This is a genomic window from Priestia sp. P1_B12_1 (assembly GCF_056406695.1).
The window spans coordinates 1-22,116 of sequence record NZ_JBFTZR010000017.1 but is presented as its reverse complement, the minus strand read 5'-3'; the positions used below and the strand labels follow the sequence as shown (position 1 = coordinate 22,116).

Annotated in this window: 22 protein-coding genes; 12 read left to right on the top strand and 10 right to left on the bottom strand. The window is 34.5% G+C overall.

Annotated elements, in window-relative coordinates; all coding sequences use genetic code 11:
• Window positions 1-1,284 carry a glycosyltransferase family 2 protein gene (locus AC1D0Y_RS26455; RefSeq protein WP_155008786.1) on the bottom strand — a complete coding sequence of 428 codons (1,284 nt, stop codon included), beginning with the start codon at window positions 1,282-1,284 and terminating at the stop codon, window positions 1-3.
• Window positions 1,285-1,546: 262 nt separating this feature from the next.
• Here AC1D0Y_RS26455 and AC1D0Y_RS26450 point away from each other — a divergent pair, with 262 nt between their 5' ends.
• A complete protein-coding gene (locus AC1D0Y_RS26450) occupies window positions 1,547-1,981 on the top strand; it encodes a hypothetical protein (RefSeq protein ID WP_014462118.1) in 435 nt (144 codons plus the stop codon).
• Between the two features lie 206 nt (window positions 1,982-2,187).
• Here AC1D0Y_RS26450 and AC1D0Y_RS26445 read toward each other — a convergent pair whose 3' ends face one another.
• From AC1D0Y_RS26445 to AC1D0Y_RS26435, 3 genes are all read right to left on the bottom strand, one after another.
• Window positions 2,188-2,616: a spore coat protein gene (locus AC1D0Y_RS26445; RefSeq protein WP_014462117.1), complete on the bottom strand. Its 429-nt coding sequence runs from the start codon at window positions 2,614-2,616 to the stop codon at window positions 2,188-2,190.
• A gap of 25 nt (window positions 2,617-2,641) precedes the next feature.
• Window positions 2,642-3,202: a spore coat protein gene (locus AC1D0Y_RS26440; RefSeq protein ID WP_048022224.1), complete on the bottom strand. Its 561-nt coding sequence runs from the start codon at window positions 3,200-3,202 to the stop codon at window positions 2,642-2,644.
• A gap of 138 nt (window positions 3,203-3,340) precedes the next feature.
• Window positions 3,341-3,556: a spore coat protein gene (locus AC1D0Y_RS26435; protein WP_477708133.1), complete on the bottom strand. Its 216-nt coding sequence runs from the start codon at window positions 3,554-3,556 to the stop codon at window positions 3,341-3,343.
• A 296-nt stretch (window positions 3,557-3,852) separates the two neighbouring features.
• Here AC1D0Y_RS26435 and AC1D0Y_RS26430 point away from each other — a divergent pair, with 296 nt between their 5' ends.
• Window positions 3,853-4,674, top strand: a complete 822-nt coding sequence (locus AC1D0Y_RS26430; RefSeq protein ID WP_048022220.1) for a YncE family protein — start codon at window positions 3,853-3,855, stop codon at window positions 4,672-4,674.
• A gap of 142 nt (window positions 4,675-4,816) precedes the next feature.
• Here AC1D0Y_RS26430 and AC1D0Y_RS26425 read toward each other — a convergent pair whose 3' ends face one another.
• Window positions 4,817-5,560 carry a hypothetical protein gene (locus AC1D0Y_RS26425; protein WP_155404493.1) on the bottom strand — a complete coding sequence of 248 codons (744 nt, stop codon included), beginning with the start codon at window positions 5,558-5,560 and terminating at the stop codon, window positions 4,817-4,819.
• A 168-nt stretch (window positions 5,561-5,728) separates the two neighbouring features.
• Here AC1D0Y_RS26425 and AC1D0Y_RS26420 point away from each other — a divergent pair, with 168 nt between their 5' ends.
• From AC1D0Y_RS26420 to AC1D0Y_RS26395, 6 genes are all read left to right on the top strand, one after another.
• Complete coding sequence (locus AC1D0Y_RS26420) at window positions 5,729-5,875, top strand: hypothetical protein (RefSeq protein ID WP_165574263.1); 147 nt, start codon at window positions 5,729-5,731, stop codon at window positions 5,873-5,875.
• A gap of 244 nt (window positions 5,876-6,119) precedes the next feature.
• Window positions 6,120-6,776, top strand: a complete 657-nt coding sequence (locus AC1D0Y_RS26415; RefSeq protein WP_048022218.1) for a PIG-L deacetylase family protein — start codon at window positions 6,120-6,122, stop codon at window positions 6,774-6,776.
• The gene (locus AC1D0Y_RS26410; protein WP_048022216.1) at window positions 6,773-8,077 is read left to right on the top strand and encodes a glycosyltransferase family 4 protein; all 1,305 of its coding nucleotides are present in this window, start codon (window positions 6,773-6,775) and stop codon (window positions 8,075-8,077) included. The genes AC1D0Y_RS26415 and AC1D0Y_RS26410 overlap by 4 nt, the downstream gene beginning before the upstream one ends.
• A 3-nt stretch (window positions 8,078-8,080) precedes the next feature.
• Window positions 8,081-9,256 (top strand): carboxylate--amine ligase, encoded by a 1,176-nt coding sequence (locus AC1D0Y_RS26405; protein WP_477708132.1) that lies wholly within the window; start codon window positions 8,081-8,083, stop codon window positions 9,254-9,256.
• Between the two features lie 6 nt (window positions 9,257-9,262).
• A complete protein-coding gene (locus AC1D0Y_RS26400) occupies window positions 9,263-10,318 on the top strand; it encodes a protein kinase family protein (RefSeq protein WP_477708131.1) in 1,056 nt (351 codons plus the stop codon).
• A gap of 140 nt (window positions 10,319-10,458) precedes the next feature.
• Window positions 10,459-10,941 carry a hypothetical protein gene (locus AC1D0Y_RS26395; RefSeq protein WP_477708130.1) on the top strand — a complete coding sequence of 161 codons (483 nt, stop codon included), beginning with the start codon at window positions 10,459-10,461 and terminating at the stop codon, window positions 10,939-10,941.
• A 200-nt stretch (window positions 10,942-11,141) separates the two neighbouring features.
• Here the strand turns inward: AC1D0Y_RS26395 and AC1D0Y_RS26390 are convergent, their stop codons facing one another.
• Complete coding sequence (locus AC1D0Y_RS26390; RefSeq protein ID WP_048019995.1) at window positions 11,142-11,654, bottom strand: hypothetical protein; 513 nt, start codon at window positions 11,652-11,654, stop codon at window positions 11,142-11,144.
• A gap of 428 nt (window positions 11,655-12,082) precedes the next feature.
• Window positions 12,083-12,568: a hypothetical protein gene (locus AC1D0Y_RS26385; RefSeq protein ID WP_223546858.1), complete on the bottom strand. Its 486-nt coding sequence runs from the start codon at window positions 12,566-12,568 to the stop codon at window positions 12,083-12,085.
• A 589-nt stretch (window positions 12,569-13,157) separates the two neighbouring features.
• Between AC1D0Y_RS26385 and AC1D0Y_RS26380 the strand changes: the two genes are divergently transcribed.
• Entirely contained in the window at window positions 13,158-13,754 is a 597-nt protein-coding gene (locus AC1D0Y_RS26380) for a DUF4183 domain-containing protein (protein ID WP_477708129.1), read from the top strand.
• A gap of 85 nt (window positions 13,755-13,839) precedes the next feature.
• Here the strand turns inward: AC1D0Y_RS26380 and AC1D0Y_RS26375 are convergent, their stop codons facing one another.
• Complete coding sequence (locus AC1D0Y_RS26375; protein WP_028412741.1) at window positions 13,840-14,124, bottom strand: DUF4183 domain-containing protein; 285 nt, start codon at window positions 14,122-14,124, stop codon at window positions 13,840-13,842.
• A gap of 318 nt (window positions 14,125-14,442) precedes the next feature.
• Here AC1D0Y_RS26375 and AC1D0Y_RS26370 point away from each other — a divergent pair, with 318 nt between their 5' ends.
• The 3 genes from AC1D0Y_RS26370 (at window position 14,443) to AC1D0Y_RS26360 (ending at window position 16,347) form a co-directional block, all read left to right on the top strand.
• Window positions 14,443-14,847 carry a DUF4183 domain-containing protein gene (locus AC1D0Y_RS26370; protein WP_028412740.1) on the top strand — a complete coding sequence of 135 codons (405 nt, stop codon included), beginning with the start codon at window positions 14,443-14,445 and terminating at the stop codon, window positions 14,845-14,847.
• Between the two features lie 201 nt (window positions 14,848-15,048).
• The gene (locus tag AC1D0Y_RS26365; RefSeq protein WP_335707086.1) at window positions 15,049-15,750 is read left to right on the top strand and encodes a DUF1796 family putative cysteine peptidase; all 702 of its coding nucleotides are present in this window, start codon (window positions 15,049-15,051) and stop codon (window positions 15,748-15,750) included.
• A gap of 108 nt (window positions 15,751-15,858) precedes the next feature.
• Window positions 15,859-16,347: a spore coat protein gene (locus tag AC1D0Y_RS26360; RefSeq protein WP_335707087.1), complete on the top strand. Its 489-nt coding sequence runs from the start codon at window positions 15,859-15,861 to the stop codon at window positions 16,345-16,347.
• 420 nt (window positions 16,348-16,767) lie between these two features.
• Here AC1D0Y_RS26360 and AC1D0Y_RS26355 read toward each other — a convergent pair whose 3' ends face one another.
• Window positions 16,768-17,295 carry a P-loop NTPase family protein gene (locus AC1D0Y_RS26355; RefSeq protein ID WP_221834129.1) on the bottom strand — a complete coding sequence of 176 codons (528 nt, stop codon included), beginning with the start codon at window positions 17,293-17,295 and terminating at the stop codon, window positions 16,768-16,770.
• A 152-nt stretch (window positions 17,296-17,447) separates the two neighbouring features.
• On the bottom strand, window positions 17,448-22,116 hold a 4,669-nt coding region (locus tag AC1D0Y_RS26350; protein WP_477708128.1), incomplete at its 5' end, for a beta strand repeat-containing protein.

Sequence of the window (22,116 nt, the reverse complement as noted above, 5' to 3'; positions counted from 1 at the left end):
CTAGTCAAGGTATTTTAAGAAATCACTCCAACTGGAGTGATTTTTTTTCGTGATACTTAACGGATGTTCCCTTACGTTATAAACTGTCATATCCTTATATAACAATCGATGTGTTTTTATTAGATCATTTAATACACTTACATCCTCATACATTCGTCCTCCTTCAAAATCAATTAAAGGAAACCCGTTATTTTGTTTTAAAGTCGACGTGCGATAGATGCGAGGTCCTAAGGGAAATACATAAGAAAGAAGGTCGTTTCTATTGAGAATCGCTCGTCCTTTCCTTAACCCTTTATACCTTATATTTTCTTCTCCATTCTGCTTCCATGCTCTTAAATTACCGTAGAGAACAGCTACATCTTCCTTTAAATTTTCTAAACATCTTCTTATAGTGTAAAATGCATCTGGGTCTAGCCAGTCATCGGCATCTAACTCCATGACAAATTCTGTTTCAACATATGATAGAGCCGCATTAAGAGCCCTTGCTTTCCCACCATTATCTTTACTAAGAAACCTAAAACCTGGTGTGTTTTTAAAACTTTTTATAATCTCTAGGGAATGATCGTTTGATCCATCATCAACGACTAGTATTTGCTCTGGAAGGCTACTTTGTAGAATGCACGAGTTAATAGCTATTCCTACGTAATTACCCATATTGTAATTAGCTATCATAACCGTAATTGAAGGAGGTATGTTCTGTGTTTCTAATTTTTGCTGATACTTTTCGATAAAATTCAATTTTTGAAGGTGACTACTGGTCTTATCTATAGATACCTGATTAACTAATTTATTGGGTGAAGGAAGGATAGATAGTTCATTTATTTGTGAAAGCCAAGATGGAAGAACTGATTCTTTAAATGGAAGATAACTCTTAGATAAGAAAGGGTTTTGCTTCAGAAAAGATGTTTTTATGAGAAAAGGTCTTTTTATAACTTTATTATTAATTATAAAATCGTAAGTCATAGCACCTTTTTTATCATTTAAAGTTAATGTGTGCTTCATTACATTATCATTCAAATAATCATAACTATACAAAAACATAACATATTCACACGACAATCCGTGAATGTAATAATTTAACGTTAATCCTAGGTCATTATTTATTAAGTTTATACATTGTATCTTTGTGTCTTCAAAAGTCATTCCTGATTGCAGTAAAGTCTCTGGTATGTCCAAGATTATAATTTCATTTATGCGGTTATTGATAAAATGTAACGAGTCCACGGCCTTTTTTATCGAACTTGAGTTTACATAACCAACTAAAAATATCTGAATATCCCTCATTTATATTCCTCCGTCCTTAAGAACGCTAACTATGCTGCAGCTTCATGATACCTTATTTATTGTTTTTCATACCTTCAGTTTATGTGTATTGATCTATATGTATGGTTTAAACCTAAACGCTTTTTATAAAAAAGCATTCTTAATTGTATCTTGATTTAATTGAGAACAGTTTAATTAACCTTGTAAATTAATTAGTTTGTCCAATCACTGGGGGACAAGTTTTCATATAGTAATAGTACATAGAAAGGGGGTTTAAAATACCATGACAATATTATTAGATTCTAGAACATCTCAAAATGCTAGTATTGCTAACTCTATTTCTATCCCTATTACACTTCTCTCTAATCCAGGTCTATTCGGTCAAATTGGCCTCAACGTTACAAGTGCTACAGGTGCTATCCGTACTCAATTAAGTGGTACTGTAGCTTGCCAATTACCACTCCTCCCTGTCGCAACTACTGTTACAATTACTATTGTAAGAGGTACTGCCTTTAACGACCCAGTTGTCTACTCTTCGTCGGAGGCGTTGAATATTAACCTTTTAGGACCACAGCTTTTTACGTTTACTGCTTCAGATTTTAACGTACCAAAGCCAGCTTCTAACCTTTTAATTTACACAGCTTTTATCACTTGTAACATCCTAGGAACTGTGAGAGTTGGACCAGAAAGTTTTAATGGAGTTGCTTATTCGGATTAAGGATATTATTGAATTTTATTTAATAAAAAAGTCTTCGCTTTTGCAAACGCGAAGGCTTTTTTACTTTCTTTTATTTACGAAAACACGCACGAATAAATTTAGCTAAATGCATTCACAGAATAAAAATTCCTCTTTATTCTGTTTTCCTATATAGGATTAAAATGATTTCCCTTCCTTGTTTTTACGCTCAGAAGGTTAGTTACATATTAAAGGATGTCTAATGTAACTAAGATAGCGATTAATACTTGTAATAGTACTTGAAGGTTTACAGCGATATCTGTGTCAGTAGCTGTAACATTTACATTTGTAGAGTTTTCAATAATTGTTTTTTGAGAATTTTTTTGTTTAATGCTAGCGAATTGTTTTAGTTCTTCAACGACGCTGTTTCCTTGAACATTATCACCGATTGTAATACGAACTACTACTGCAATAGCTATTTGTAAAGCTACTTGAATAGTTGCTGCTATTTGAGTATCTGTTGTTTGTACTCTAACACCTTCTGAATCTTTAACAATAATTTTCTCAAAAGATTTTTGTTCAGTAGCTGCTATTTGATCAGCTTCTTGCCATACGTCTCTACCACTGAACCGTTTATTTTCACAATGGTCTAGTGCTCTCCATTTTCTTTCACCCATTTTTCTCACCTCGTTTAATTTTTAATTAAAGAACATCGACAAGTACAATAATAGCTACTAATACTTGTAACAGTACTTGAACGTTAAGAGCCACGTCTGTATCAGTCGTTGTAATTTCTACATCTTTGGAATTCTCAATATAAATTTTTTGTTTATTTGTTTGCTCTATTTCAGATAGCTGTAATAAGTCTTGAAGCACACCATCTTTTTGAACAGTATCGCCGATGGCAATACGGATTACAATAGCGATGGCTACTTGGATAGCCACTTGAATACCGATAGCTGCTTGAGTATCTGTTGTAGTGACGTTAATATCGCAAGAATCTTTAATCCAAATTAATTCGTCTGATTCTTGATCAATTAAAGAAAGTTGATCTGCATCTTGAACTACTTCTGCATTAAAACTTTCGAAACTCTCGTTGCTTTCGAAACTCTCACGACTATTATAGTAATCATATTCTGTAGATTCACTTTCATAGTGATCTACTTTACAGCCATCTTTACAATGCTTCTTAGAATCATCTTTTTTATGTTTGCTTTTGCATTTTTTCTTTACATCGTAAGAATAATACTTTTTAGATGACATAACTAACACTCCTTTTTCATGGTATGTATTAATATATGAACATACCAATCAATAGGATTGGGCCAATTGACCATTGAGTGCAACCATTTTAAAAAACAACAAAAACGCCTATTTAACGGCGTTTATGAATGGTATAATTCATTTTTTCTTGTTGGTAGCATTTGTTTGTTTTACAAAATCATCCACTCGTTTTGACAAATCTTCAACCATTTCTTTAAGCATTTGCTTCTTCTCTTCAGATAAATTTCCTTTGATCTGTTCTTTATCTATGCCATGTTTAGAAAAAACGTCATTTACTAATAAGTCCATTAGCTTATTTGGAACAATCTCTGGTCTTTTGGGTGAATCACTCATATTAATCGCTCCTTTTGTATAAGGTCGTATTCATAACAACATATGCAGGAATGGCCTAAAAGGAAACAATTCCCCAGTGTTTTCCTGTGTTATTGAAGCGATTTTTTATTCACCTATATTTTCATTTAAATAAAACAGCAACATGTCTATCTCAGGTGCACTCTAAATAGTCATATCCTTTCCCTAAAAAATTTAAGATAATAAAATAAATTTAACATCATATATTTGTACATAAGGTAAGTGCCTTATGTTTTCAACGATTTTCCTAACAGTATTTATGAAAAGAGTTGAGTTAAATGGGAAAAAAAGCAAAGGTTGTGCATGTTGCAGGTGATTTTTTATCTCCAAGAGGAAAGTCATCTACTAATCAAATTTATACAATAAATGAGGATAACAATACGGTTTCTGTAATGGATGGATCAACAGATGATTTTATTGCCACTATAAATGTAGGTCGTCAGCCAACAAATGTAAATGGAAATCCATCTACTAATCGTATTTATGTAACTAATAAAGGTGATGATACTGTTTCAGTTATTGATGCAGGAACTAATACAGTTATTGGCATTATTCCAGTTGGTGATCAGCCTTCAGGTGTAGGAGTTAACCCCTACACAAATAGAGTTTACATCACAAATGCAGGTCAAGATACTGTTTCCGTCATTGATGGTGCAACAAATATTGTTATAGCCACAATAGCTGTAGAAACCCATCCAATTAATTTAGATGTTCATCCCTATATTAATCGTATTTATGTAGCAAACAAGTTCAAAAATACCGTCTCTGTTATTGATGGATTAACAAATACAGTAATGTCTACAGTGCGAGTGGGTGATCAGCCTACTGACTTAGGGGCTAATCTATCCAGCAACCGTATTTATGTAGCTAATAAAAATAGTGACACTGTTTCCGTCATTGATGCAGGTACAAACGCTGTAATTGGGATAGTACCAGTCATAGAACAACCGTCTATGGTTGATGTTAACGTCGATAATAATCAAATTCACGTAACGAACGAAGAAAATAGTGTAGTGTCTGTCATTGATGGTGCAACGAATATTGTCATTGCTACCCTCCCTGTAGGTGATCAATCAACTTATACAATAACTGATGCCTAATGCAAGAACATAATGTGGATATTTATGCTCTATAAGAGGTGGCATAACAGTGATTTTATGTTATAACCTGTAGCGACAATAACCCTATTAGCACACAGTTATTGTTGCTACAATTAATAATTTTGACTACTGCTTAGAGAATTCACTTTTCATCAAATTTTTTCCACCTTTGATAAAGAGAAGGACGGATATCTTTAACGTGAGATAAAAATTTTTTTGATAATTTTAGTTCCTTCAAATCGGTTAGCAATTTAATAGGAATAGGTCGGTTAGAAGTAAAAGCTCTTTTAAGATCAATCATTTTAAAATTCCCCTGTTCATTTATTAAAATATGTCGTAATTCGGTATCTTGTCTACGAAAATTTAATTTTTTTAATTCATCAAAGAAATCTATCAACTGTACAACCAATGACTTTTCTATATCTCCGTTTTTTTTAAGCTGTTTTGCCAAAGAAATCCCTTCAATATACTCCATGACTATGTAATTTGGTCCATAACCGTAGAGTTGAGGAATAATAGAAGAGGGCTGTCCCACTTGTATCGCTTCTAACTCTTTTTCATATACCTCCTCTTTGAAAAATACTTTTATACATCGATCAGAAGACAATCGATAAATAACACCATCTTTTCCTTGGCCAACTACCTCATACCTTTTAAAGCTCGTAAGTACATTCTCTTTTTTTTCCACCAACCTCTCAGAAGAGTGTACAAATACTTTGTCACTCAAAAAATCAAGTTGTTTAACGCTGCTAGACGAAATAAATTGATCATTATTATTACTAAGCATTTGATACTTTTTCTTATCCTGCCATTTAAAGAAAGTTGTTTTCGGCAACCTATCCCATCCATTATGATTATGTTGGTAATGAAAATATGATTTCCCCATTCTGTTCCTCCTTCCCCATTTATTATTCTATTCTTTTATAAATAAATTGCTTGTATGCTTATCTATCTACATACAATTTCATAAAAAATTTTTGTTAAAATCCAAGACAAGCACCCTCTCCTGTTACTAATGGTTACATATTATAGTAATGAAAGAGGTGATATTGGTATGAAATACAAAGAAGATTGGACTTTAGAAGAAAAAGCTCACAAAAATCCGTGCAAAAAGTGTGAAAAGCATGAGAAGCATGATTCTTGTAAAGATATTTGTAAAAAAATGAGAGTTATTAATTTATGGAAATTTAATTCTAAATAATAATTTTAGCTAAAAAAGAAATAAGACCTATTGGCTTTTATCAACAGGTCTTATTTCTTTTTTATTGGGAACCTTTCATTACTACTAAAATTACATAACAAAGGATACAACAAATATCTCTTCTATGTTAACTAGTAGAGCTCTAATTTTTAATTCTCCGCCAATGACGGTTTCTAATATATGGATAACCTCATATATTGTTTATAGTACAAGTATAGAAGAAAAAGTTACAGGAGGCACAGATATGAGCGATTGTATATTAGTGATCGGGGCTCATCCTGATGATGAACTATTGGGAACTGCAGGAACCTTAAAAAAATTTGTAAATGAAGGTTATAAAGTAATTTCGGTAATTACTGCTTTAGGCCGAAAGGAAGAAGCCCATCACATTCAAAAATTTGGTCGACTTGCCAATAAAGAAATTGGCATTGAAGAAGTAATATTTCTTGAGCATGTCAATCTGGAACTAGAAATGATTCCTCTTCATGAGTTAACTAAAGAGATTGAACAACTTATCAAACGATACAAACCCGTCAAGATTTTTACACATCACTATGGAGATTTAAATAAAGACCATCAGATTACTTTTCAAGCAGTGTTAACTGCAGCTAGGCCAATTCCTTATATGCCCCCCATAGAATTAATTACATTTGAAACCGTTTCATCGAGTGAATGGGGTGCTTTTGGTTGCGAAAAAACATTTAAACCGAATTACTTTGTAGATGTTACGGACACTATGGAAAATAAACTTAATGCCCTTAAACATTATGATCTCGAAATGAGAGCGTTCCCTCATCCCCGTTCATACGAAGGCATTGAGTACTTAGGAAGGGTAAGAGGCATGAGTGTTGGCGTACCTTATGCTGAAGCTTTTGAAATTATAAGGAGGGTTTGGAAATGAACCATGAGATTGCCTTTCCCTACCCCTATCTAATTGAAACATTAGATCAATATTATGGACTTAAGTCACGTTCTCCTAAAAAATCCGTTGCAAAGGAAACCCCTAAGAGGAGAAGCTCATCAAAACAAAGTTCAAAAAAGAAATTTTCTATTTTAATTGCTACCTTTTGGAGCTTTCCTCACGTAGGTGGACTTTCAAATTATATTTCTACTTTAAGTAAAAGTTTAAAAAGCCAGGGACATAGAGTAGACATTATTTCCCCCAATCAATTTTCAACTTCAAAAGTAAAGCAATTTCGAGAAATTGCCACTCCAAACCTAAAACATTTGTTTACCAAACGCTATGGAAATTACAATGAGAGAATTTTAAATCATCAAAGGCTTATATATGTATACGAAAAAATGCTTGAAACAGTGAATTTAGAGAAATACGATATTCTTCATGCACAAGATTTGTTTACAGCAAATATTCTAGGAAGGTTTAATGAATTTTACAATAAACCCTTATTTTTTACACCTCATGGCATGTTTACATCTAATAGACTCAAATTTAACATCATCAAAAAAGGTTCCGTAGAAGAAGCGTATTTTACGGAGCTTGAAAGTAAAGCGATTGAATATGCAAGTCATATTATTGTTTTAAGTGATTCATTTCGTGAACCTTTAATAAAGCTAGGAGCAAAAAATAGAAACATTACTACAGTTATTACGGGAATTGATTATCCAGTGAACCAAAGGGAAGGAAAAGAAAAGAACTCACAAAAGCTAGTTATTACGTGCGTAGCTAGGCTTGGTCCTCGAAAAGGACATAATTATCTGTTTGACGCGCTGGCACGCCTGAAAAAATACACTTCCAATGTGGAGGTATTAATCGTCGGTGATGGACAAATGAGAGAGAAATTAGAAAAACAGAAAAAGGCTCTAGGTTTATCAATGGTAAACTTTTTAGGTTCCAGAGATGATGTACCTTCACTCTTAAATAAAACTGACATTTTTGTACTTCCAACAATTAATGATAGCTTACCCATTTCAATAATTGAAGCTATGCATAACGGCACTGCTGTAATTTCCACAAATTGCGGAGGAATTCCTGAGCTGATAAAGCATAATAAAACCGGTATTATTGTTGAACCTGGAGACCCTGAACAGCTAGCACATGCACTAAAATTTCTTATTACAAATAAAGAAGTGCGAAATAAAATGAGTATGAATGCGAAAATTCATGCTAAAAAACACTTAACTATAGACAGCATGGTAGGGAAAATACAGCATTTGTACACTGATTTTTGGGAGATGAATTAAAGTATGAACCATGAACATTCTGCAGTTATCCTTGACCTAAGTGCTAACGGAGTTGGCATTATTAGAAGTTTAGCAACAAAAGGCATAAAAGTTTATGCTTTTGACACGAAAAAAGCGTATAAAATAGGAAAATCACGCCTTGCTACTTGCGGTATATGTCCTAGTCCTTTAACTGAGGAAAATAAACTATTAAACTTCTTGATTATCCTGTCTAAAAAAATCGGTTCAAAACCTGTTTTATATACAGGAGCAGATGACTACGTACAATTCATTTCCAAAAACCGAGACGAATTGCTAAAGTACTTCTTGTTTTTATTACCTGATGATAATTTAGTTGAGCAAGTGCTTGACAAAAATAAAACTTACGAGCTCGCTGTCAAGCATAATATTCCATGTCCAAAAACATATGTAATAGATAGTAAAGAGGAACTTGAAGAGGCTATCTTAAATGTTGAATTCCCATGTATTTTAAAACCTGTTCTCGGCCACGAGTTCAGAAAGAAAATCAACAAAAAAGCAATTGTATTTGATACTCCAGAGCAGTTAAGGAATGATTATTGTTTTTATAGAGAATGCGGACAATTAGTTATTCAAGAACTGATTCCTGGAGACAATCAATGCTTTTATAAAGTAGCTACTCTCTATACTGAAAATATGGAACTACTTGCATTATTCTCCTTACAAAAAAACCATCAGTTTCCTGCAGAATTTGGAACAGGTGCTCATATTGTCAGCAAAAGAGTTCCTAAACTTATCGATATATGTCTTCCATTTTTTGAAGAAATAAAGCTCAAAGGCATAGGTATGGCTGAATTCAAAAAGGATCCAAGAGATGGAATTTATAAATTCATTGAAATAAACCCTCGCTTTTGGCTTACCCATAGTCTCACAGGCCCCTCAGGTATTGACTTTGCCTACACCTATTATTTATACCTCACTAACCAAAACCCAGAGCCTAGATTGAATCAAATAGACGGTATTAAATGGATTTACCTTATAAGGTATTACCTTACTTTCCTTCAAAAGAAAAAAACTTCCGAAATGACATTCAAAGATTTTTATCTGGGGCTGCAAGGTCAAAAAGAGTTTGCTTTATTTGCATGGAATGATCCAATGCCATTTTTTAGAAGCGCATGGTCTCATTTAGTTAATACGTGGAAACGTAAGCGAAAGGAATGACTACTATTGTATGATCCTAAGGCACTCTATTATCAGATTACAGATTTAAAAATAGCAGAAAAACTTTCTTATTCAATGGGTGAGAAAGTTACAATTATCCCTTCAGAAATTAAGTGTTTAAAATCCACAAAACGAAGTAGTATATATAAATTACTGCTTCAAAGAAAAAATGGTTATTATCCAATTATCTTTAAGGTCTACAATTCAACAGCCTATAAAAATGAAGTAGAAATCAATATTTATAAAAAATCTTACCCAATTTTAAAGGAGTTTTTGCCTCGTATTTATCTTGTAGAAACAGTAAAAAATGAAACTTGGATCTTTATGGAATTCGTTAATCAAATACGTGGACAATTGACCTTCTCTCCGTCTCACTTTCAATATATTATCCCAAGTATAGCTAAACTTCATGCTCAAACTTTTGAAAACAGGTTCAAAAAGAAGGAAAACGTTTGGAAAAATTGGCTCCCTGTTTATGCTTCTACAAAAAAGACTAGGGCCAAATCTATGAATGAAACAGTTGATCTGTTGCACGCATCAATAAAAGATGCTCGGGTTAATCATATTGTAAAACCTTATTATCTATCATTAATTAAGCTATACAATAAAGGACCAGATTTCTTCCCTGAATTAATTAAAAATGGATTAGCTATCACCCATGGGGATCTGCATATGCAAAATATATGTAGCAAAAATGTTACTGGTCATACACCATGGCCTATTCAATTCATCGATTGGGAATCAGCAAAATACGCTCCAGTATGGTTTGACATGGTTGTATTAGTAGAACTACTGCTAGGCTTCAGAAAAGATTGGCAAGCCAATGCAGAAACAATACGTACTAAATGTGTACGTCTGTACGTGGAAGAAATGAAAAAATACGGAATTACGTTTAAAACAAACCCTATGACTCTTTATAAAATGGCCTACCTCCAGCGCACCTTAGAAAGAGGTCTTCATACTCAGTTGAGAAGGATTGCTGATAATCGTGAAGGTGAGCTCTTAAGTTATCACCTTGAAAAAATTTCAACATGGGGCAGGGAACTAGGAATATACGAATAAATAGATTTTGAAAAATAGCTTTTAGACTATCGATTTAACAATAGTCTAAAAGCTATTTTTACCTTAATGTACAAGCAATTTCCCTTTTCAAAAATACAATATATAGAAACACCAATTTTAAATAAAGGCAGGGAATTTATTTGACTAAATTTTATTATGATTCTAATGAAGAAAGTAAGCACTGCTTGAAAGCGATGTATGACATGCGTAAAAATAAAGAAGAAAAAGACTATGGCAAAGATAAATGCAAAGACAAACATGAAAAAGACTACGGCAAAGATAAATGCAAAGACAAACACGAAAAAGACTACGGCAAAGATAAATGCAAAGACAAACACGAAAAAGACTACGGCAAAGGTAAATGCAAAGACAAACACGAAAAAGACTACGGCAAAGATAAATGCAAAGATAAACATGAAAAAGACTACGGCAAAGGTAAATGCAAAGATAAACATGAAAAAGACTACGGCAAAGATAAATGCAAAGATAAACATGAAAAAGATCATGGCAGAGATAAATGCAAAGATAAACATGAAAAAGATCATGGCAGAGATAAAGTTGTCTTTTATGAGAAAGACTATGCTAAAAATAAATGTAGATGCAGTAAAAGTTACTACAATTAAGCTATTTGATTCTAACTCTAATTACTTGTAACTAAATAAGTATCAAGAAAGGACTATTGACTCTCGGGTTAATAGCCCTTTTCTTTTTCACAGACAGAATGTCTAAAATATAGCTGCAGTAATCAAGATACTTAAAATTTTCTAGTAATAAAAAAACCACCATGCACAAAGTAAATTGTACATGGTGGTTTTTTATTATTTTAGAAGCAACAGCCTTTATTGGATTTTTTATTTTGACTGTTACAACCAATACAAAATGTTTTCTGTATAAAGACATTTAAAGTTCCAGCCGTAGTAGCAGAAGGATTCGAAACAGTTAATTTTTCAAAGTTTTCAACTTGAAAAGCTCTTGTAGAACCTGCAGGTATAGTCGCTGAGATCGGTAGCCTAGATCCTCTAACAAAAATTGATACCGTAAGACCAGTAGCTACACCAACACCAGTAGCTGCAGCTGATAACTGAAGAAGCGTTTTGTTATGGTTTCTAGTAAAGTCTTCAAAAACAGTTACATCTATAGCATTAGCAGGAACTGCAATAGTTAATGGGATATTTCCTGTTAAATTGGTTCCAGAACCCTCAATTGTATGATTTTCAACAAAGAATTTTTCATTCTCTTTTTTCTTATTATATGAACCCTTAGATGGGTAAGCTGCTTCTACATAATATACTTCATCGTTTTTATTATGGTGACGATAGCTTTTTATAATAATCACTCCTTTTTTATTTATATACTATTTTATTCATTTGTTTATAAAATGTTTGTGTGCTTGTCCAATAATAGTCATTTTCATAAAAAAAGTGATTATTCGACTATCTAATTTCAGGTTAACAACACGTTAAAGGAATTATTTGTATGTAGAGATAAGGTAATTAGAGTAGAAATTTCGCAGAGGTTGGTTGTTTGATAAGCTAATAGAAACAGTAGTAGTGAAGTTTAAGGCGTAAACAAAGATGTAAAATTCAAGTACAATACAATGCTTTAATTGCAGAATTTCACCCCCTCACCATTTGGTGAATAGAAAATGCATTCATGCATGATTACTTTAACAATTAGAGCATTCACCTTTTGTTCCCTCTCAGGTGTCTTTCTGGAATCAAAAGGTGAATCTCCACACCTATACAAATACATATAATAAACTGTTTACAGAGTTAGTTTACGTTCATTGATCATTTTGTAAACTATATCTTCATTGTTTTCTAAAAGCTCTTTAGTAGTGGCACTATGGTTTTTGGCATGGCGAGAAAAATTCGCTTTGCTATACCATTGGTGACATAGAGGACAAGGTAATTCGTTTTCAACTTCATAATTAATTGACGTCCACCTAGTAGAAAAAAAAGGAGATTTATCTGTATTTTCCTTTGTATACGAAGTGTTTTCACGATGTATACGATTTTGTATTCGCTGTGTAGTTGCAGCAACTTCATTTGTACTGGCGTTGTATAGACCATCTTCTAATTCTTCTTTAATGAGCAAATATCCAGCTTCAGACATAGATAACCCTAACTCTTCACAACGTTGTCGAAATTGCTCATATATACTTTCAGGTAACCGAATGGGCAGAACCTTACTTGGTTCTTTTGCTTTTGATTGCCGAGCGTACTTATCCAATTTCCCCAACCTTATCACCTCATTTATACAATTTGTATATACATTCAATACAATTCTTTATTGTTCCTGCTAACGCCTTAACTACATCCTGTATACGCTATGTAGTTAAAGCGTTTTAGAGTGAAACCTATTTACTTAATAAACTTGGTGGATGAAGAGGTGAAAATTGTATCGATAATGCTCCTAAACAATGAGCCCGGATGATGCTAGTTATCAGTAGGATTCACTCTTAGGTTATAGATTCTATATCACTTATACTATCATTAGGCGCTCATTTACCAAGTAAATGAATACCATAAGTATTGGAAGTTCTATTTAAAGAAACAACTGAAAAACTTACAGTTATTTTAATATTTGTTAACAAACCTATATATAATCATTTCAGATAAAGAAGACACGTGTGAATGTATATGTTGGACAAAAGTCGCTAGAGTAATATTTCTTCATCTTTTCCTTATAACAGCTATAAAAGGTCAAGTTATAATTAACTACTCTAATGTATAAAGAACCTCAAGGTTACCTTTCTTCTTTTATCCTTCTTGTATGTCTACTCTCCCCTTCACTGATTTAAGGTAGATGAAATTGCAATAAAAGGAGGTATTGACACTTGATACGTAGATACGTTCTCTGTAAAAAGATCTCTTACAAAAAAAAGAAACGAAAAGCTCATTGTTACAGATCACCCCATTCTGTATATGTTTCCAATTCACAATCTATATTGGTATTTTGTTCCATCCATAACCTCTGTAATCAAAAGTACAGAGGGCCTCAAGGACCTCAGGGACCTCAGGGGCCTCAAGGACCTCAGGGACCTCAAGGACCTCAGGGACCTCAGGGGCCTCAAGGACCTCAGGGACCTCAGGGGCCTCAAGGACCTCAGGGACCTCAGGGGCCTCAAGGACCTCAGGGACCTCAGGGGCCTCCACTCTCAGATTTAATTCCCTCCACTAATTTATTATATTTTACTTTTTCAGATGGTCAAAAACGCCTATATACCAATAATGATGGGATAGCTCAATATGGAACCACTGAAATATTGGCACCTGAAGAAGCTTCTTATATCAATTTATTTATTAATGGTATTCTACAGCCTCATATTAATTATCAAATTCAAAAAGGAAGCTTAACTTTACTCACAGAAGAAGTACCTTCAAAAGGGGTTCCTATTATTATCCAATTTTTGTTAATTAATAAGGAAGTATAAAAAAGTTTATAAATTCTAAGATAGTCATAAAAAAAAGAACTGACTTCCCCAGTTGGGAAATCAGCTAAAAAATAGAATACATTAGTTAGTTTACAACAAACTCAACCACAATAGGGGTAGCAGATGCAAGGGTGTCTCCATCAGGAATGGTAATAAAACTATTAGTAACTGTTGAAGTATCACCTGTTTGAATTTGCCCGTTAATATAAAGATTATAATAAGCAGGAGCAGTTGGAAAAACTGTAGCAGCTGTTCCTCCATCAGTAGTAAAAGCTGTAGCAAGAATACTATAGGTAGCGCCAGTACCTGTTCCTGCTCCTGCAGTGCTACTAAACCTTAAAGAATTCATAAAGGGCTTAACGATTGGCATTTATGATCCTCCCTTCTTAATTATTGAATTATTTATCGCTCTTCTTTTTTAAAAATTTTAAAATGCTTCTTTACGAATACACTTTGAAATCATTAAAGGAAATATAAAACAATGCTAATTCTCTATTTATTATTCTTCTACTTTAATTTAGAAACGGCAAAAGACCTAAATGGTAAAAAAGATTGTTCACCATTTAAAAATTTGGACTACCTCTATAGACTATTGACCGTGGCAAATAATAGAAATCTGACTATTAATAGATAGAGGGGATATTAACATTCTTTCTACATCCCATGCTTCGAAAGGAGAATAAGACATATGCCTATTATTAAACCTGTTTTTACAGCCACTAGTACAATTGCTGGAGATATTACAGTAGCAACAGCAACGAGTGTGGCTCCTACCCCAGCAAGATTTACAACATTTGTAACGGCCCCAATGGTTGCAGGAGGAGTCACATCGATACCTGCTGGAAGCTTTATTGATGATGTAGGAGCAACAATCACAGCTTTGCCTGATGTAACAGCTAATTCTTACGCTAATATATATATCAATGGAGTCATGCAACCTACTAATGTCTACACTTTATCTACTACAGCCTTAAATATTGATGATACTGTAACTGTTGGAGCACCTGTAATTGTAGAATTTGTTACTCACTCTGCAACTTCTACCTCAACTCCAACTAGTACGTTATCTGTCACTACCGTAATTAATACGTAATCCTATATAAAATAAAAAACATGACAAACCTTTAATCTTGTCATGTTTTTTATTTTATATTGGAGTGTAACATTTGAATTTCCAATATAAATAATTGCTCTTTATATAGACTCGTAAAAAAGATTCTTTTTAAATATGCCTTTCATTGTCCAATCAACTGAAAACCCTATTCTATATACTATAGTGTAAGAAAATAAAGGAGTGATTGATATAAACTTACAAGATATAAAAGGCTCTTATAATTTGGTGGCTGGCTTAGGAAGCTGGTGTGGCCCAGCGCTTTATTCCGAACGTCACGGTTTGAGAAGGCATTCGTTTCCTCTTGATTGGATGCAATCTCCTTTTCTCCCTGACGTAAATACATTATTAAGAAACAAATTTCAAGGTTTTATGGAAGTAGAAAACATAATTGAAAAAGACATACTAGCTAATTATGTAGATGATAATGGATATCCTATTTTTAAATCCGGCACTTCTGAATCAATAAGAGCTCATTATGTTACAGATATTAAATATAACATTGACTCTGTTCACGACTTTCCTATGGTTCCTAACCAAGACTGGTCTGTCCAATACCCACCTTATAAAATAAGATTAGATCATCGTATTCAAACATTTCTTAATCAAATTGCACAAAGTCAACGTACGTTATTTATAAGATATGAATGGATGCCCACAAGCTACGAAGACGTAATTAACTTAAAATCAATTTTAACAGACATGACTAACGGTAACTTTAACCTTCTGTTAGTTGAGACTGTTGACGAAGAATTACATGGAGTAAAAGACATGAATTTTGGAACACCTGAAGACAAAATTTGTTGGGTTCAAGTTTCGCGAGATAATTGCACCAATACTTCTGTTTGGAATGACTTATTAAGCGGAATAACACTATCAAATTAAACGTTACTCTTTTTTCCTATAATATATAAAAGAAAAGGGACAAGTATACAAGCAAACCTCCTTAATTTTCATATTAATATAATAGAAACATATAAAGGAGGTTACACTTTGAGTTGTTCTAAAAAAAGAAAGTGCTACTGTAGTTGTCTAAATTCCAAACCTTCAAGAAAAAAAGAAAAAAATTGTAAAAAAACAAGATGTGCAGAGAAAAATTATTTTTGTTCCAATAGATATAATAATGCACTTATTGAAACTGATACAAGACAAGAGGTCCTCAGTGATCAAGTTTCTGATTCAATCATTCTTGTGAAAAACTCCTGTGATGTTACTATTACTGCAACAGATACACAGACAACCATATTTCTTCAAAGCTTCATACAAATATTAACCATTTTCTTACTTTCAATAGGTCTCGATGCCAATTCAATAAGGCTGTTTTTACAAGAAGTTTCTCAGACCGCAAGGTCACTTCAATTAAATAGACAAAGAGTTATCGTTAAAAACAGTAAAGGTGTCAATGTAACAACATCCAATAACGATACAGCTGTTTTTATACAAAATTTTTTACAAGCGTTGACCTTATTACTAACTCCTTAGAAAACCATTGACCCTTTAATAACCTGTTAATAGAATTGTTGAAAATACTATGCGAACAGAGTTATGACAATTAGTATCTTCAATATATCCTCATAAATTAACTAACAGTGTACAAGCTATTGAAAATTCTTTGCTACTACAGCCTGTACACTATTTTATTACAGAGAAAGTTATCTAAAGCCACTACATTTATAGAATGCCTATGTTACAACAAAAAGCAAAACACTTTTTATAAACTCTATGTAAACGATTTTCCATAACTATAAAAGAGTTTTTCATTCATCATAAATACATATGTAATACTCATAAAAAAGAAGCGTGTTAACACACATTCCATATCTAGGAACAAATAAGTAACGCTTGAAGGAAGAAATGGAGTAATTCAGTAACTTATAAATTACCTATAGGTAAACGTTTTTTCTATCCGTATTTCCCATTTCTTAATGTAGCAAGTAATTGTTCTAAATTGTATTTTCTCGCAATAGGAAATAAGCTTTTACCTGGTTCTCCTTCATACTTCTGAAAAAGATCCAATATAATAGGTCGGTTTTCTTCGTGAAATCTATCTATTTTGTAAAAGCTTTGTTTAATCAATTTTTCAGTTATTTTTATATGCATCTGTTGATTCTGTTCTCGTATTAAAAATCGTTCTTTAGATTCTTGGGGGACAACATCTAAAAAAATAATAATATCGGCTTTACTAAAACGTACATCATAAGTATCTACATATCCCCATCCCTCAACAATCCAACTCGCTGTATTTAACACCCTTTCCAACTTCTTTTTAAAATATCTCTTTCGTTGCCTAATTTGCGATATTCTTCTCATTTTAGGTTCTCTGAACCACAAATCTAAATGATGGATAGGTATATGCAATTTCTCACCTAACTGTGTAGCTAGTGTAGTTTTACCAGAACAACAATTACCAAATATAACAATTTTACACATAAATATCACCTCAATTTATATATAAAATTAAATCAAGCTATTTATTACCATTTTTATACACATAATTATGCTCGCTACGTACAAAACACCATGAACCTTAATTGAAAAAGCTATCCAACAAATAAATTGTTGGATAGCTTTTTAGTTGCTACTTATTTTCTTATAACAAATTTAATAGTAACTTGAACCGATACCCCTTCTATACTTACTATCTGTACAACAGCTGAATCATCTCCTGCAAAGTTTACGTTAGGAATGTAAATGAACTCACCTGTCTCCGTGTTAAGTTTAAATTTACCGTTTTTCGTCCCCTTGAAGATTTGATATTTAAGAGGTAGGTTTTTGACTGTACAAGCATCAATTTCACCACATATTTTCTTGTTAATGGTTCCTTTTATGCATTGATCAGATACCTTTATAGGACATTTACCTTTTGATTTATTTTTGCGCGGATCTCGCAACGACTTCTTTTTATTTTTAGATTCACCAGGAACTGGTGTCGGTGCTGGCGATACTCTTCTTTCCACGATGAAAGTAAGTGCTGCTTCACTTGAAGCTCCATCCGAATTAGTGACCCTTATAATCACCCTATCGGTCCCCACAAAATTAACATTAGGAACATAAATGAACTGGCCTGTATTCTGATTAATTCTAAACTGGCCATTTTGAGCACCTGTTATGGCTTGATAAATTAGTGGTAAAGAATTTGGATCAATAGCAATGAGCTGACCAGTAGTAAGAGTATTAACAAATAACTTTATTACTTGCCCTATCACATTAGGAGGCTGAGGGTCTCTGCCTACTACAACTGTTACCACTACCAATAATTCTGTTCCTAGATCATCTCGTACTAATACAGTAAAGGTATCCGTTCCTACAAAATTAGGCGCAGGCTGATAGACAAACCTTCCATTGGAATCAACGGTTACGCTACCACTTAAAGGCGCTGTTGCTAGTGTATAATTTAATGGACGTGCCAGCAAATTTGTTACCTGAATATTACCAACTACTTGAACACCCTGCAAAGTAGCAAAGGTATTATTTCCTGGAGTAATTATATTATTGCTTGCGGTAGAATTAACAGTAACAATTGAAAACGCTTGTTGTCCGTCACTGTTTCTTACAGATACCACAAATTGATCCTGACCAATAAATCCTAAATTTGGTGTATAACTAAACGTTCCATCTGATCGTAGTACAAGTACTCCATTTGTTGGTGGGGTAGCCACAGCAAAGCTAAGAGGTCTTCCAAGTGCATCTGTTGCGATGATTTGGCTTTCAATAATTTGACCAGTGGGTGTAGTTAAAAGCTGATCTTCAACTGTAATTGGATCATTAACTCCCTGAATCAAAACAGTAACACTAGTTGTTGCTGACTGACCAAGATTATTTGTAACAATTACTGTGAAAGAATCTATACCAGTAAATCCGAGGTTTGGCGTGTATATAAATGAACCATCCGGATTAAAATTCACTGTTCCGTTTGCAGGTAAACTCTGAATTTGATAGGTTAATGGATTACCTAGTGCATCAACTGCCGTAACTTGACCGGTAACAGGTTGATTCGTTACTCCTTGAAGCGTAAGAGGGGTAACAACAATGCTATCTTGTTGTTCTTGAACAACTATCCGCACAATACCAATTGCAGAGTCGCCTCTGTCATTTTGAATTAATACAGTAAAACTATCTACTCCAAAAAATGCTGGACTTGGTGTATAGCTAAACGTTCCATCTGCATTTACCACAGCTGTTCCATTGGATGGAGATGCATTTAAAGAAAATCTAATTGGTCTCCCAAGAGTATCAGTAGCCGATATTGTCCCTGAGACAGTTACACCTTGCTGAGTCTGTACTGTGACGTCTTGTGGTGTAATAGTACTTTGAACCGGATCAATTATAATTGAAACTGAAGCAATTGCTTGATCTCCTTGGTCATTTTGAACCAGAACGTCAAATTGATCTGTTCCACTCACACCAATAGTCGGTGTATAAACAAACGTTCCATCTGGATTTAAAATAACCGTTCCATAAGCAGGGAGATTGTTAAGGGTGTAGGTTAGTGGCCTATTTAGCTGATCTCGAACTGAAAGTTCACCATTTACACTCTGCCCTTCTACTGTTCGAACAATGGTATTACTGGCTACAATTTGATTAGCCAATTGTGTAACAGTTATTTGAACCGTAGTAGCTGCATTTAAACCCGTTTCGTTTTGAACAGACACTGTAAAAGAATCCGTTCCGATGAATCCTGGATTTGGTGTATACGTAAAAGTGCCGTCTGGGTTTAGTATTAAAATTCCATTCACTGGTCCGCCAAGTAAGGTATAAGTTAATGCTTCTCCTTGTGGGTCAATAGCTGCAATACTTCCTGTTACAGGCTGCTGTTCGGTTGTTGATAGTGCTTGATTAGCTACAATTGGCGCCTGTTCTATCGGTCCCTGAGTGACAACAGAAATAGTTGCAACAGCTGTATTGCCAAGAACATCGCTTACAAGTACTTGAAATTGATCTGTTCCAAAGAATCCAGGATTTGGCGTATAGATAAATGTCCCATCTGGGTTAACTATGACAGATCCACTATTTGGATTAGACGTAAGCGTATAAAACAATTGGTTTCCACTCAAATTTGTAGCACTTACTTGCCCAGAAACTGGCGTATTGAATAAAGTCGTTATTTCACTATTTACCACTGAAATTCTGTCTCCTACTACTACTGTCACAACAGCATTAGCAATACTTTGATTTCCAGCTGAATCTATAACAACGATATCAAAGATATCTTCTCCTGTGAATCCAGGATTTGGCGTATAAACTAAAGTTCCATCTTGATTTAATACAACAGTTCCATTTGATGGCGGAATGGCTACAGCATAACTTAATGGAGAGCCTGCTGGATTCACAGTAGCAATAGACCCACTTACAGGTTGATTTGCTAAAGTAGTTAAAGTTAGCCCTTCAGCGCTAATCGGTAAATCTTGAGACTGAACTTCTACAGTAATAGTTCCAAACCCCTGGTTTCCAAGAGGATCTCTGGCAAAAACAGAGAATGAATCTGTTCCTACAAAACTTGGGTTCGGCGTGTACGTAAATGTTCCATCTGAATTAATAATGGCAGTACCATTAAGTGGTGCTAAATTTAGACCATATACTAGTGGATCTCCTTCAGGGTCAAAGGCAGGAACTTGCCCTGTTACAAACTGCCCCTGTAAAGTTGATAGTGATAAATCTACGACAATCGGTGGTTGGTTCACTCGAATTACACTGATAGTTACAAGAGATTGTGCACTAGCTCCACGACTATCCCTTACCTCCACTGTGAAAGAATCCAAACCAATAAAATTAGGGTTTGGGGTATACAAAAAGGTGCCATCTGCATTTACCACAGCTGTTCCATTAAAAGGGGTACCCGATAAACTAAAAGTGAGTAAATTATCGTCTGGATCTGTGGCAAAAACTTGCCCACTAATTGCTACATTTTCTATAGTCTGAAGGATAACATCACTCGTAATTGGCGAATTGTTCACGTCAATAACTGTAACATTTACAATAGACACTGCTGTAAGACCTGTTGAATCTTCTACGATAACCGTAAATAAATCTGGACCTACATAATTAGAATTAGGTGAATATATAAAACTGCCATCTATATTTACTGTGGTGCTTCCATTCACTGGAGAAGTTCCTAAGCGATAAGTGAGCAGATCTCCATTGGGATCACTTCCTACTACCTGGCCAGTTACAGATTGATTTTCAAGAGTAGTAATCGAATAATTAGGTACAATGGGTGGCTGTTCAACTGGTATAACAATAACAAATACATTCGTAATAATAAACTGTCCAGTTGGATCGGCTATACGTACAGTAAACGTATCATTTCCAGCAAAATTCTCGTTTGGTACATAAGTGAATAACCCTTCTTGATTGATTACTGCTGTTCCATTAGTCGGTAAATCTTGTAAGGTGTACGTCAGGGGATCTCCTTCAGGATCAGTTGCAACGATTTGGCCTGTAACAGGGCTTTCTTCAAATGTAGTAACCGTAATAACATCCGGACCTACTGGTGGATCATTTACTGGCAGAATCGTAATTGTAATCGTTGAAACGGCCGTTCCTCCTTGGCCGTCGCTTACTATGACGCTAAAGCTATCTACCCCGTTGTAATTTTCGTTTGGCGTATACGTGTAGGCTCCGTCTGGATTTACAACTACCGTTCCATTTGCTGGACCTGTCAGTAACCCGTACGTTAGTGGATTGCCGTCCACATCCGTTGCCACCACTTGGCTAYTTAAACTCGTRTCTTCRTTGATCACAAACTCATARTTCGGCACCACGGGTACGTCGTTTACTGGCGTGACCGTCACAAATACACTCGTCACTATAAATGCGCCCGACGGGTCGCTTATTAGCACCGTAAATGTGTCCGGACCATTATAATTGCCATTCGGCGTATAGGTGAACGTACCATCTGCATTTACCACTGCCACTCCGTTTGTTGGCGGATCTTGTAAGCTATACGTCAGCACTTCTCCATCTGGATCAAACGCGGTAATTTGACTCGATACTGCCGTATCTTCATTGGTAACCAGCGTTACCACCACTGGACCTACTGGTGGATCATTTACTGGCAGAACTGTAATCGTAATCGTCGAAACCGCCGTTCCTCCCTGGCCGTCGCTTACTACGACGCTAAAGCTATCTACCCCGTTGTAATTTTCGTTTGGCGTATACGTGTAGGCTCCGTCTGGATTTACAACTACCGTTCCATTTGCTGGACCTGTCAGTAACCCGTACGTTAGTGGATTGCCGTCCACATCCGTTGCC

Excerpts from the sequence above, each read along its gene's own strand:
- AC1D0Y_RS26405 (WP_477708132.1), top strand. The coding sequence starts at position 8,081 with ATGAACCATGAACATTCTGCAGTTATCCTTGACCTAAGTGCTAACGGA.
- AC1D0Y_RS26455 (WP_155008786.1), bottom strand. The coding sequence starts at position 1,284 with ATGAGGGATATTCAGATATTTTTAGTTGGTTATGTAAACTCAAGTTCG.
- AC1D0Y_RS26415 (WP_048022218.1), top strand. The coding sequence starts at position 6,120 with ATGAGCGATTGTATATTAGTGATCGGGGCTCATCCTGATGATGAACTA.
- AC1D0Y_RS26440 (WP_048022224.1), bottom strand. The coding sequence starts at position 3,202 with ATGTCATCTAAAAAGTATTATTCTTACGATGTAAAGAAAAAATGCAAA.
- AC1D0Y_RS26355 (WP_221834129.1), bottom strand. The coding sequence starts at position 17,295 with ATGTGTAAAATTGTTATATTTGGTAATTGTTGTTCTGGTAAAACTACA.
- AC1D0Y_RS26420 (WP_165574263.1), top strand. The coding sequence starts at position 5,729 with ATGAAATACAAAGAAGATTGGACTTTAGAAGAAAAAGCTCACAAAAAT.
- AC1D0Y_RS26375 (WP_028412741.1), bottom strand. The coding sequence starts at position 14,124 with ATGCCAATCGTTAAGCCCTTTATGAATTCTTTAAGGTTTAGTAGCACT.
- AC1D0Y_RS26450 (WP_014462118.1), top strand. The coding sequence starts at position 1,547 with ATGACAATATTATTAGATTCTAGAACATCTCAAAATGCTAGTATTGCT.
- AC1D0Y_RS26425 (WP_155404493.1), bottom strand. The coding sequence starts at position 5,560 with ATGGGGAAATCATATTTTCATTACCAACATAATCATAATGGATGGGAT.
- AC1D0Y_RS26430 (WP_048022220.1), top strand. The coding sequence starts at position 3,853 with ATGGGAAAAAAAGCAAAGGTTGTGCATGTTGCAGGTGATTTTTTATCT.
- AC1D0Y_RS26410 (WP_048022216.1), top strand. The coding sequence starts at position 6,773 with ATGAACCATGAGATTGCCTTTCCCTACCCCTATCTAATTGAAACATTA.
- AC1D0Y_RS26445 (WP_014462117.1), bottom strand. The coding sequence starts at position 2,616 with ATGGGTGAAAGAAAATGGAGAGCACTAGACCATTGTGAAAATAAACGG.
- AC1D0Y_RS26435 (WP_477708133.1), bottom strand. The coding sequence starts at position 3,556 with ATGAGTGATTCACCCAAAAGACCAGAGATTGTTCCAAATAAGCTAATG.
- AC1D0Y_RS26370 (WP_028412740.1), top strand. The coding sequence starts at position 14,443 with ATGCCTATTATTAAACCTGTTTTTACAGCCACTAGTACAATTGCTGGA.